Source organism: Halostagnicola bangensis (assembly GCF_054653435.1).
Genome location: NZ_BAAIGG010000003.1, coordinates 75,685 through 87,917, shown reverse-complemented (window position 1 = coordinate 87,917; position 12,233 = coordinate 75,685). Strand labels below are relative to the sequence as shown.

The 12,233-nt window shown below is 60.3% G+C and carries 7 protein-coding genes and 1 pseudogene; 3 read left to right on the top strand and 5 right to left on the bottom strand.

The window, feature by feature from the left end:
• Positions 1–39: 39 nt before the first annotated feature.
• The 3 genes from ACYQ14_RS18440 to ACYQ14_RS18430 form a co-directional block, all read right to left on the bottom strand.
• Entirely contained in the window at positions 40–1,725 is a 1,686-nt protein-coding gene (locus tag ACYQ14_RS18440; protein ID WP_459890257.1) for an acetate--CoA ligase, read from the bottom strand.
• 107 nt (positions 1,726–1,832) lie between these two features.
• On the bottom strand, positions 1,833–3,770 hold the full coding sequence (locus ACYQ14_RS18435; protein WP_459890255.1) for a 3-hydroxyacyl-CoA dehydrogenase/enoyl-CoA hydratase family protein: 1,938 nt from the start codon (positions 3,768–3,770) through the stop codon (positions 1,833–1,835).
• Positions 3,771–3,956: 186 nt separating this feature from the next.
• Complete coding sequence (locus tag ACYQ14_RS18430; protein WP_459890253.1) at positions 3,957–5,507, bottom strand: GMC family oxidoreductase; 1,551 nt, start codon at positions 5,505–5,507, stop codon at positions 3,957–3,959.
• A 608-nt stretch (positions 5,508–6,115) separates the two neighbouring features.
• Here ACYQ14_RS18430 and ACYQ14_RS18425 point away from each other — a divergent pair.
• The 3 genes from ACYQ14_RS18425 (at position 6,116) to ACYQ14_RS18415 (ending at position 8,847) form a co-directional block, all read left to right on the top strand.
• Positions 6,116–7,081, top strand: coding sequence for a hypothetical protein (locus tag ACYQ14_RS18425; RefSeq protein ID WP_459890251.1), 966 nt, complete (start codon positions 6,116–6,118; stop codon positions 7,079–7,081).
• 92 nt (positions 7,082–7,173) lie between these two features.
• Positions 7,174–7,743, top strand: a complete 570-nt coding sequence (locus ACYQ14_RS18420) for a UGSC family (seleno)protein (RefSeq protein ID WP_283838674.1) — start codon at positions 7,174–7,176, stop codon at positions 7,741–7,743.
• A gap of 21 nt (positions 7,744–7,764) precedes the next feature.
• On the top strand, positions 7,765–8,847 hold the full coding sequence (locus tag ACYQ14_RS18415) for a hypothetical protein (protein WP_459890249.1): 1,083 nt from the start codon (positions 7,765–7,767) through the stop codon (positions 8,845–8,847).
• A 303-nt stretch (positions 8,848–9,150) separates the two neighbouring features.
• Here the strand turns inward: ACYQ14_RS18415 and ACYQ14_RS18410 are convergent, their stop codons facing one another.
• Together ACYQ14_RS18410 and ACYQ14_RS18405 are read right to left on the bottom strand one after the other, a co-directional pair.
• Complete coding sequence (locus tag ACYQ14_RS18410) at positions 9,151–10,182, bottom strand: zinc-binding dehydrogenase (protein WP_459890247.1); 1,032 nt, start codon at positions 10,180–10,182, stop codon at positions 9,151–9,153.
• An 881-nt stretch (positions 10,183–11,063) separates the two neighbouring features.
• Positions 11,064–12,098: pseudogene (locus ACYQ14_RS18405) on the bottom strand (NAD(P)/FAD-dependent oxidoreductase); the annotation flags it as partial.
• Positions 12,099–12,233 lie beyond the last annotated feature (135 nt).

Sequence of the window (12,233 nt, the reverse complement as noted above, 5' to 3'; positions counted from 1 at the left end):
AAATCTCTTTCGCCGGAAGAAGGGGCCCGATGCAGATCGCTACTCGGCGATGTCGTGCCGTTCGCGAAGCGCCGTTCGACGGAGCTTTCCGGTCGAGGTCCGCGGGAGTTCCTCAACGAACTCGAGTTCACGCGGATATTCGTACTTCGCCAGACGATCCTTAACGTGTTGTTTCAACGCCGAGCGGCGGTCCTCGCCGGGACCGTGGCCGTCGTTCAACACGACGAACGCCTTCGGAATCTCGCCGCGCGTTTCGTGGGGAACGCCGATCACGCCCGCTTGCTCTACGGCTTCGTGCGTGACGAGCGCTTCCTCGATCTCGTCGGGGCCGAATCGATAGCCGGAGCTAATAATAAGGTCGTTGTCACGAGCGTGGAACTGGAAGTAGCCGTCCTCGTCGAACGAGACGATATCCTCCGAGAGGAGCCAGCCGTCCTGGATCTTCTCGGCTGTCTTCTCGGGCCTCTCGAGGTACTCCACGAACAGCATCGGGTCTCCCTCGTACCGGACCGCCAGCTCGCCGGTTTCGCCGGGCTCCTCGATCGGTTCCATCGTGTCTCGGTCGAGTACCGCGACCTCGTGGCCGATCGACGGGATCCCGAAGTACCCGGTGCGATGCGTGTAGTCGAACCCGGGATCGTCGCAGATGAGCCCGCCGAATTCGGTTGCGCCATACCCCTCGATGAACGCCGCGTTCTCGAAGGTGCTGGTCGCCCAGTCGATGATGCTCTCTCCCGCGGATTCGCCGCCGGTCGAAAACGCCTGCAAGCTCCCCAGATCGTACTTCTCGTCCGCGCCGTCTACCTGCATCATCATGCGAACCGCGGTCGGCGGGAGGTTCAGGTGCGTAATGTCGAACCGCTCGACGAGTTCGAACTCCGCTTCGGCATCGAACGATCCGCCTGGGGAGCCGACGACCGGGATTCCGTAGAACAGCGGCGGAAAGACCATCTGATTCAGGGACATGATCCAGGACCACTCGGAGATCGTCCGTGCGACCTGGTCCTCGCCCGTCTCGTGTCGTTGAAGGCTGACAAACTGCGGAAGGAGACCGAGGAGATGTCTGTGTGCGTGAACTGCGCCCTTTGGCTTGCCCGTCGTTCCGCTCGTGTAGATGATGCAGGCTTCGTCCTCCGGGTCCGTCTCTCGCGTCTCGAAACCGTTCGGGTGGCCCTCGATGGCGTCCCAGAAGTTGATTTCGCCTGCCCCGTCGAACGGCTCGTTCGTCACGACGAGCTCGAGCGCGTCGAGGTCGTCGCGGATCTCGCGGAACGTCTCGATTGCGCCTCGGCCGACCACGAACGCGACGGACTCGGAGTCCGCGAGCCGGTATCGAAGCCCGTCGGAACCGAGGAGGACGCTGAGCGGGACGGTGCTCGCGCCGAGCTTGAACGCGGCGAGGTGCGCGACGAGCGATTGCAGACACTGCGTTCCGTTAACGGCGACCCGATCTCCGGGTCCGACCTCCCGACTCTCGAGAAACGATGCGAATCGGTTCGCGTACTGCTGGAGCTCGCGAAACGTGTACGCGCTCCGGCGCTCTCCCTCCTCTTCGATATGGAGGGCAACGTCGTTCCCCTTCGTCGCGGCCCACCTGTCGCAGACGTAGTGGGCGATGTTGAACGTCTCGGGAATCTCCCACTCGAACCACGCGTTGGCTTCTTCTATTGTCTCGAATCCCTGCTCATGAAAGTAGTAGTTCTCCAATCGATCGATATCGTCCATTCTACTGGTAGAGTAAAGACTACACACATTAAATGTTATTTAATCCATCTTATAGAATTTCGCGACGGGAACGACGATTCGCCGACCGACATCCAACTCCGCCGCGGCTAGTCGAAGTTCGGATCTCGGTCGTGCGTAAACGCCTCGACGCCCTCGAGCATGTCGTCGGTCGTGGCCAGCAGGCCGAACGCCTGACTCTCCATCGCGATCGCCGTATTCAGGCTCGCGTTCTGGCCCTCGTTGATGACCTGTTTCGCCGCTTTGAGCGCCGTTTTCGGGCCGTTCGAGATGTTCGAGACGAACCCGTCGACGGTCTCTTCGAACTCGTCGGCCGGCACCGCCCGGTTCAGGATACCCCAGTCGGCCGCGCGCTCGGCGCAGATCTGCTCGCCCTGGAAGACGAGTTCCTTCGTGCGCGCCTCGCCGACGAGGCGGACGAGCCGCTGGGTTCCGCCGCCGCCCGGGATGAGGCCCAGATTGATCTCCGGGCTCCCCAGTTTCGACTCCTCGGTCGCGATGCGGATGTCACAGGCGAGGGTGATCTCGAAGCCGCCGCCCAGACAGAGTCCGTCGACCTTCGCGATGGTCGGCCGTTCGAACTCGTAGATGGTTTCGACGGCCTCGTCGACGCCCATCAGATCGGTCGGGTCGGCGGTCGTAAAGCCGGTGATATCTGCACCGGCGCTGAACGCCCGCTCGCCCGCTCCCTCGAAGGTGACACAGGAGACCTCGTCCGTGTCGACCGTCTCGAGCAGTCGCTGAATCTCGTCAAGCATGTCCGTGGAGAGCGCGTTGAGCCGTTCCTCGCGGTCGAACGTGACCTTGAGGACGCCGTTGTCGTCGAGCGTGTGCGTGATGTAGTGGTAGGGGCCGCCGTCGGCGTAGTCGTAAAACCCCTCGCCGGCGTCTTCACCGGTGCGGCCGTCCTCGACGCACTCGACGAGGTAGTCGGCGGGCTCGTAGCGCGCCGCGCCGGTCTCCTCGTAGAGCGACTCGACTTTCTCGAGCACCCGGTCGAGCCCGAGCTTGTCGCCGGTTCGGCAGGTTCCCTCCGGGAGGCCGCCGCCGAGGCGCATCGCGATGTCGATGTCTTCGGGCTCTGCGACTCCCTGACCGACGAGACGCGCTGCCTCGTTTATCATCCGCGCCTCGATCCGGAGCGTGTCGAACCCCTCGCCGTCGCCGGGCTCGTAGTCGACTCCGCGTTCGTCGTAGTCGTAGAACCCTTCTCCGGTCTTCCGACCGAGGTCGTCGTTTTCGACGCGCGTCTCGACGCAATCGGGAAGGGGTTTGTCCCACTGCTCGCGACTGTGTGCGAGCACGTCCAACCCGCCGAAATCCGCGAGTTCGAACGGTCCCATCGGGTACCCCCGCCGAAACACCATCGCCGCATCCGCCTGCCGGACTCCCGCCGCGCCCTCGTCGAACATCCACGCGGCCTCTTCCATGAAGGGGACGAGGACGTTGTTTACGATGAATTCGGGGACGTCCTTTCGGACGAGCACGGGCGTCTTGTCGATCGATTCAACGAACTCGTACGCTGTGTCGACGACACCGTCGTCGGTCCGTTCGCCCGAGACGACTTCGACCAGATCCATCTTCACCGGCGGGTTGAAAAAGTGCATTCCGCAGAACCGCTCGGGTCGATCGACGGCTCGTGCGATATCGCCGACTTTGAGACTCGAGGTGTTCGTCGCGAGGATGATGTCGTCTCCGGCGGCGTCTGCAACGTCGGCAAACAGATTCCGCTTCAGCTCGAGATCCTCAGGAATGGCCTCGATGACGATGTCCGCGTCGGCGACGGCCTCGGCGAGATCGGTCGTCGTGTCCACGCGCTCGAGGACGGCATCCGGATCGTCCTCGAGTTGCCCCTTTTCGGCGAGTTTCTCGACGCTCCACTCGAGCTGTTCGTAGCCGTCTTCGACGTACGACTCCTCGATATCGCGAAGCGAGACGTCGTAGCCGGCGATCGCCGCGAGTTCGGCGATTCCGTGACCCATACTGCCAGCTCCGAGCACTGCGACGCGGTCTATCTCCTGTAACATCGTGCTACTAATTACGATAATAGGTATTCAAGGTGTTGATTAGATACAATCGGCTCTCTTCGAAAACGGACCGATCGCGCCACGGCGGAATCTCCTTCGGTTGACGGTCTCTACGCCGGATCGAACCTCACTCGCCACAGAGACGCACGAAATCGAGAGTGCTCTGCTCTCGAGTTTGACCGCTGTTCATGCGTCCTTGATGAGATCCGCGCCTTTTTCGGCGATCGCGATCGTCGGCGCGTTCGTGTTGCCGCTCGTGACCTTGGGCATTACCGACGCGTCGACGACGCGGAGGCCGTCGATGCCGTGAAGACGGAGATCGTCGTCGACGACGGCCTGCTCGTCAGTTCCCATCTTACACGTACAGGTCGGGTGGTATCCCGAGACGGCGTTGTTTCGAATGTACTCTGCGATTCCTTCGTCGCTTTGGACGTCCTCGCCGGGTTTTACCTCCTTCTCTCGGTACTCCGAGAGGACGTCCGTCTCTCCGATGCGTCGCGCTTGACGGATGCCTCTGACGAAATCGTCGACATCTTTTTCGTCGACCATGTATTTCGGATCAAGTTCCGGATCGTCGTACGGGTCGTCGGATTGAAGTTTCACGCGCCCGCTGGCGACCGGACGAAGCGGGAGGACCATGATCGAAAATCCAGCCTGCGGGTCGGCTTCCGATCCCGGCGAGAGTCCGTACTGGAGGTCGGGTGCGGGGAGAGACGGATCCGACCGCTCGAACGCGCCGACCATGACGGTGTCGTACCGGGTTCCACGTTCCTCACCGTCCTCAACTTCGACCGGTTCCGGTGCGGACTCGATCGGTTCCGTACTCTCATAGACGACCGGGACCCGGAGGTGATCCTGCAGGTTGCGGCCGACGCCGGGGAGATCGCGTTTCACGTCGATGCCGTGGTCCTCGAGATGGTCGGCCGGGCCGATCCCTGAGAGCATGAGCAGCTGCGGCGTCTGAATCGCTCCCGCCGAAAGGATCACTTCGCCGGTGTCGTCGACCTCCACTTCGTGTTCCTCGCCGTTCTGTTCGTATATTGCACCCGTCGCCCGATCCCCGTCGAACGTGAGTTCGGTGACGTGAGCGCTCGTCTCGACGGTCAGGTTCGGTCGGTCGAGAACCGGCTTGATGAACGCCGCAGCGGCGCTGTGTCGGTGACCATCTTTCGTCGTGGAGTGGTAGTAACCGATTCCCTCTTGTTGGGCACCGTTGAAGTCCATGTTGAGCTCCAACCCGGCTTCCATTCCGGCCTCAACGAGCGTCTTCGAGAAGTCACTGGGCGTCCCGCGCGACACGCTCATCGGCCCGTCGGTTCCGTGGTACTCCTCGTCCCCGTCGGCGTTCAGGGTTTCGGACTTCTTGAAGTACGGTAACAAGTCATCGTAACTCCAGCCGTCGTTGCCCATCTCTGCCCAATTGTCGTAGTCGTAGGGGTGTCCGCGGACGTACGCCATCCCGTTGATGACGCTCGAGCCGCCGAGCGCTTTCCCCCGCGGCCAGTCGATGGTTCGACCGTTCATCCCCGGCTGGGGTTCCGTGTCGAACTTCCAATCGAGTTCGGATCCCAGGACATCCCACACTCGGGTGGGATCTTTTACCATATCCCTGTCTTCGGCCGGTTCGCCTGCTTCCAGTAGCAATACCTCGGTGTCTTCGGATTCGGTCAATCGGCGGGCGAGTACACAGCCTGCACTCCCACCACCGACGATCACGTAGTCGTACATGGTAGACATTATCTCCCTTCTCCAATTAGTAACTAATAATTTGCGTTTATTCGAGTTGATCAGTGTTCGTCTCGACCGAATTATCTCCACCTCAGCTTTCGAGTACGGACCGCAAAGAGTGACGATGTCTCGTTCAAGCGACAGCGGTAGTCAGTCGAAAGAATCGATCCTCTTGGGGCATCGTGCGGTGGCGGAGGAGGTCGTTTCCGATTTCACACGACTGTCTATCGGCGACGAGTGACAGGACGCTGCGAGCAGAGAGACTTCGAGACCCTCGATCCGACGACTGGCGAAGTCCTCGCCTCGGTTCCACGGGGCCGCGCGGAAGACGTCGATCGCGCCATCACGGTCGGATCACAGGCAACGTCCCCGATCTGGCCGTCTCCAGGGATACGACCACTCACTAGCTACTGAGATCACACGTATCAACACACCAGCAACAGCCACAGCAAAAAGATCAAGTTATCGCGGTTAGTATCGTTGATTGATTCGAGTCATCAATGGCCCATCATCAACCTCGCGAAGACTCCATTAGCACCGTTTCCCGTTCCCTGTACCGTCAGGGGTTGACAGACGGTTTGCCCGTTATCCCGCCCACGGACGAGCGGGTTGAAAAGATGCTGCGCGGCACCGACAAGCCGCGTGATCACGTTCTCGGTCGACTCGGCAACGACGATAGCCCGATCACCGTCGAGCAGTTAGCGTCGAACGCGGTGATGGCCGGCTGTCTGCCGACGTCCATGCCGATCCTCGAGGCGGGGATACGAGCGCTCTCCGATCCGAGCTCGAACTCCATCCAGTTTTCCGTCAGCACGGGCGGCTGGGCGTACCAGTGGGTTCTGAACGGTTCCGTTCTCGACGATTTCGGTGTGGCGGCCGGAAGCGGTCCGTTCGGACGAAATACCCGCATGAGCCGTGCGACCGCGCGGGCACTTGGAATCGCCTACAGAAACACGACGAAGATCTATCCCGGCGAAAAAGACATGGGCGTGATGGCGAACCCGCTCAAGTTCAGCTTGTTCCTCGCCGAGAACGAAACGACCAGTCCGTGGGAACCGTACCATGTCACGCACGGCTTCGACGAGGGAGAGAGCACGATCACGCTCGGTGGCCCGAACAGCTTCATCCAGTGGGAATCCGGGGCGGACAGTCCCGAAGCGATTCTTGGCGGGATGATCGAAAACACGCCGCCGTCGATGGTCGGCGGGGAACAACAAGGCGGGGACTTCGACCAAACGATTTTGTACGTGCTCAGCTCGGAGGATCTCGAGATACTGGCCGAGGCCGGTCTCACCAAACGGGAGGTCAAAGAGTACATCTCCGAGAACTCCTACATCCCTATCGAGGAATTTCAGAAGGGCGTTCTCTGGGACGACGCGCTGGACGACTACCACGGCAAGGTCGACAGCAGGCAGGTACCACAAATCAGCGGCCCCGAATACGTAAAGATCGTCGCGGGCGGGCGTAGCGAGAGCCAGTCAAACGTGGTCATCGGGCCGTCCATCGGCGGCCCGGTCACGAAGAAGATCGAATTCCCGGACGAGTGGGGTAGCTTGGTAACGGAATACGCCGTCGAGGGGTAACGGGTCGATCGTTTCCCGTTTTATCGTCCTCAAAAAACCATTGTTACTTGTCACCAAAAACTATATGCCCTGTGCGAGTGTTACTCTCCCATATGGGTCTCATAACGCCCTCTTCGACGGGTAATGACGCTGAACAGAAGCCACTCGTTCCTCGAGTCACTTCCCTGGAAGGCAAACACATCGGGCTGTACGACAACGGGAAGCCGGCGGCCGAACCGTTGCTGACCGCCGTCCAGGAGAAACTCGCACAGCGGTATCCCGATGCGACGTTCGAATGGTATCACGTTGAACACCTGAACCAGATCAAGAGCGACGACGAACAGGAGAGCGTCGTCGACTGGGCCGAGAACGTCGACATCGGTATCGGTGCGATCGGCGATTGTGGCTCTTGTACCAAGTTCCTCGCGTGGGGAATCGAACTTATCGAGGATGCCGGAACGCCCGGCGTTGGCCTGATCGACGAAGGGTTCGAACTCGACTACCAGTCGAACGCCGTCGAGCGCGGCCGTCCGCTTCGGTACAAGAAGACGCCCGTCCGATGCGAGACGACGGATCTCGACCGAGTTCGCGAAGAAGTGAGCAACGAAGTCGTGGACGGAATCGAGGAAGAACTCACTCGATCGCTAAACGACAAAGAGCGCGCAGAGCAAGTAGCGCAGTGACCACCGCAACCAGGAGAGACCATGTCTAATCAAACACAGAAAGAGCAGTCGCTAGAGGAGATCAACCGATCACTGTATAAAGAAGGGCTAACGGACGGCCTTCCTATCATCCCGCCAACGGACGAACGAGTGGAAGAAATGCTGCGCGGGACCGATAACCCGCGGGACCACGTTCTCGGGGAAATCGGAAACAACGAAAACCCGCTTACCGTCGAGCAGTTGGCGTCGAACGCGGTGATGGCCGGCTGTCTGCCGACGTACATGCCGGTACTGGAAGCCGGGGTTCGGGCGCTCGCCGATCCGGATTCGAACTCCATTCAGTTCTCAGTCAGCACCGGTTCGTGGGCTTACCAATGGATCGTCAACGGCCCCGTTCAAGACGCTCTCGATATCGAGAGCGGGTCCGGAGCGTTCGGTCCGAGCTTCCACGCCAACCAGACTATCGCGCGCGCCCTCGGGATCGCCTACCGAAACACCGCGAAGATCTATCCCGGCGAAAAGGATATGGGCGTGATGGGCAACCCCGCCAAATTCAGCTTCCTCGCCGGCGAGAACGAAGACACCAGCCCGTGGGAGCCCTACCACGTCACGAACGGGTTCGACGAGGAGGACAGTACGATCTCGCTCTCCGGCCCGAACAGCTGGGTCCAGTGGTTCCCACACGAGAACAGCGCTCAGGACGTCCTTCGTGGGATGATCGACAACACGCCGGAGTCGATGCGCGCTCGTAGCGACGAAGATTTGAACGCCACGATCACCCACTTCGTCAATCCCTACAATGCCGAAGAACTCGAGAAAGAGGACCTGAGCAAGGAAGAGATCAAGGAGTACATTGTCGAGAACTCCTACCGGAAGACCGACGGGACGTCCAACTCGATGCTCGATACGGATAAGGTCGTTCCGCGACAGGTCAGGCAGTATGCCGACACCGACTCCATCAACATCGTCGCCACGGGCGGAGCCGGCCGCGTCAACGCCATCGCGGGGACTTCCATCGGCGGCCCGGTCACGAAGAAGATCGAGTTCCCGGACGAGTGGGACTCGCTGGTGGAGGAGTACTCGGTCGAACGCGAATGGGTCCCCACCGAGGGGTTCTACGACTAACCCGCAACGATTCACCCGTCAGGGTAGTCGGTGCTCCCCCTCCGGCGGCGGTGTGAAGGGATACTGGCCTGAGATCCAGGCGAAACGCTCGTGTCCTTCAACCAGACCCCTTTCGCTTCGGGGCGGTATCCGTTTCCGCCGCTTTTTCTTCTCTCTTCGAATCGGAAAGCGACGGGTATAGCCCGCGCCCCAGTCGCTTTCAGCGCCTTCGTTGCCATACAACCGACCCGAAAAACAGGAGCCTGGTCCGAAGATTCGATCGTTCGCACACGGTGCCGTCGGTGTGACTATCGACCTTTGAGGCTACGGACAGACGAGGATCTTGCGTTCCTCATTGTCCTCGCTCAGGAGCGTTTCGAATCCCTCGTCGACGACGTCCTCGAGGCCGATACGCGAGGTGACGTACTTGTCGGCTTCGAGTTCGCCGGTCTCGAGCTGGCGAAGCACGGCGTTGTACTCCTTGGTGACCCGCGGCCCCAGTTGGTGAGATGTCGATCCCGAGATCGACCGCTGGGAGCTAACGAGACTCTGCGGTGAGATCTCGACGTCATCGCTGAACACGCCGATGACGGTCGTGTGGCCGTTCGCGCGCGTCGACTCGATGGCCTGATTGAGCGTCGCCTGGTGACCGACGGCTTCGAACGCGACGTCGACGCCGGTTCCGGTCTCTTCGCGAACGCGTTCGACCGGATCCTCTTCGGTCGGGTCGATGACCACATCTGCGCCGAACTCCCTCGCGACCTCCTGGCGTGACCCCTGGGGCTCCGAGACGTAGATCGGTCCCGCGCCCGTCGACTTCGCGAACTGGATTACGCCTAATCCGATCGGCCCGGCACCGACGACCATCGCGCTGTCGCCGATTCCTAACGGGGATTCACGGACGGCGTGCAGGCCGACGCTGACGGGTTGAGCGATAGCCGCGTCTTCGGGCGAGACGCCCTCCGGCAGGACAATTGCGTTGTCGGCGCTTTCTACCACTTTCTCCGCGTATCCGCCCGGCTGGGCCGAGGTCGCATTCAGGTTCCGACAGAGGTTGTAGAGCCCGTCCTCACAACACCAACACTCCATACAGGGTGTGTGTGGACTGAGAACGACGTCCGTCCCGACTTCGATATCAACATCATCGCCGGTTTCGATAACCGTTCCGCCGACTTCGTGGCCGAGCGTCACAGGTAGTTCGGCGTCTCCGTGGAGTCCTTCCGTGTAAAAGTGAAGGTCGGATCCACAGATTCCACACGCTGAGACATCCACCAATATCTCGCCCGATTCGGGGGTCGGCTCGTCGACGTCTTCGACAGTCATATCTTCTGTACCGTAGAAGAGTGCAGCTCTCATGTACTATGAATCACATCATTTATTATTAAATGTGTTGATCAGGGCAACCCGTGCGTCAATCTTGCGCCGTTATACCGGCGGACGCCGTGGATTGTTCGGCATAATCGGACCGACAGTGTGATTTAAGAGGGTCAAATGCGCTGTCACTCTCCCGTACCAACGCAACCCGGTTCTTGCGAACGTCGAACGCTCACCATCCCGAGAATCGAATACACGGACGTGATACGGTGATTTTCGGGGGAACGACCTAGTCCAAGTAACCGAACATCCGCGATTAGCACGGGCGGGTGTCGATTATCACGCGTCCTCGTTCGTCGCAGTCACGAGCCGTCCGTCGACGCGTATTATCGTGCTCTACGCGAACAGCGGATCCTCCGCGATCCCCTCACCGTAGTATCACGCGTGATGAAATAATCGTCTACCGTACTGGTAAATTACTCGCAGGAATTCACGCGACTGTCTATCTCGAGTCGCTATTTGATATTGTCAATCCACTTTACGAGATTTCAAAGATAAGTTATGGGTGATTCGACTGAATATTATTTCCGTTCTCGATGATGCCAATGATGACTCACTTCCCCAGACAAGATTTTACGATAGTATGGATGTAAATATGGTCCTTGTTACTTTGAAACAATGGGACTATATACCAAGATGGTATGTTACACAACCACATAACGTATTTGATGGACTCAAATACACTGCGATATCCACTCACTCTCCTATAGAACTGTTTTGGTCGAAACCGCCGTTGAATCCTCAGAACCCGATATATCCGGACCGATTTTCGGCGGCCGCTCGCGGGAGAATCGGCTCAACGAGCATCGAGGACGGTATTCCTCGAGACGGACGCAGTGAATACACAGACCCGTGACCGACGGTTAGTCGTTCGCCGCGGCCTCGAGTGTATCAGCGTCGGCAACTCGCTCCTGGTCCTCGAGGTACTCGTCGACGTCGAGTGCGGCTTTCGAGCCCATGCCCGCAGCCGTCACGGCCTGTTGGTAGTGGTAGTCGACGACGTCGCCGGCCCCGAAGATGCCGGACACGTCGGTTTCGGTCTGGCCGGCCCCGTCGCCGCCTTTTGTCTGCAGGTAGCCGTCTGTATCCATCTCCACGCCGGTGCCCTCGAGGTAGTCGGTGTTGGGGGTGTGGCCGATGGCGAAAAAGACCGCGCCGACGTCGAACTCGAACTGGTCGGTTTCGGGGTCCTCGAGTCGGTCGGTGGGGTGGCCGGCGTCGTTTTGGGCGAGGGTGACGTGGTCGACGCCTTCTTCGGGCGAGCCGTGGATCTCGAGGAGTTCGGTGTTTTTCATGATCTCGATGTCGCCGTCTTCGACCTGCTCGTGGACGCGGTCGATCCAGTACTGCTCGGCGCGGAACTCCTCGCGTCGGTGGGCGATGTAGACGGTGTCGGCGAACTTGGTAAGAAAGGAGGCTTCCTCCATGGCGGCGTCGCCGCCGCCGACGACGAGCATGTCCTCGTCGCGGAAGAAGGCTCCGTCGCAGGTTGCACACGTCGAGAGGCCGTAGCCCATGAGTTCGTCCTCGCCGGGAATACCAAGCGTCCGCGCGCTCGCACCCGAAGCGGCGATTACGGCGTCGGCCGTGTAGACGTCGCCGTTGGTCAACTCGACCCGGAACGGCCTGCTCGAGGTATCCACGTTGGCGATGATGCCATTTTTCAGCTCGGCACCGAACTGCTTGGCCTGCTCTTTCATGTTGTTGACCAGCTCGGGGCCACCGATGCCGTCAGGGAAGCCGGGGTAGTTCGCGACGTCGGTCGTCAGCGTCAACTGGCCGCCGGGTTCGTCGCCCTCGATCACCAGCGGGTCGTTGTCGCCGCGGCCGGCGTAGATCGCGGCCGTCAGCCCGGCGATACCCGTTCCGGCGATGATGAGTTTCCGGTGTTCGACGCTGTCGTGGGGTTGTCCGCCATCCGTGACCGCGGTTGTCTCTGATTTGGCGTCTCCAGTAGCGGATCGGCGATCAGTCGTGTCGCGGGCTGGGCGCTTATCACTGATCCGTCTTGAATCGCTGTTGGCGTGGCGCTG

Coding starts and splice junctions, on each gene's coding strand:
- ACYQ14_RS18425 (WP_459890251.1), top strand. CDS start 6,116: ATGCTGCGCGGCACCGACAAGCCGCGTGATCACGTTCTCGGTCGACTC.
- ACYQ14_RS18420 (WP_283838674.1), top strand. CDS start 7,174: ATGGGTCTCATAACGCCCTCTTCGACGGGTAATGACGCTGAACAGAAG.
- ACYQ14_RS18435 (WP_459890255.1), bottom strand. CDS start 3,770: ATGTTACAGGAGATAGACCGCGTCGCAGTGCTCGGAGCTGGCAGTATG.
- ACYQ14_RS18415 (WP_459890249.1), top strand. CDS start 7,765: ATGTCTAATCAAACACAGAAAGAGCAGTCGCTAGAGGAGATCAACCGA.
- ACYQ14_RS18410 (WP_459890247.1), bottom strand. CDS start 10,182: ATGAGAGCTGCACTCTTCTACGGTACAGAAGATATGACTGTCGAAGAC.
- ACYQ14_RS18440 (WP_459890257.1), bottom strand. CDS start 1,725: ATGGACGATATCGATCGATTGGAGAACTACTACTTTCATGAGCAGGGA.
- ACYQ14_RS18430 (WP_459890253.1), bottom strand. CDS start 5,507: ATGTCTACCATGTACGACTACGTGATCGTCGGTGGTGGGAGTGCAGGC.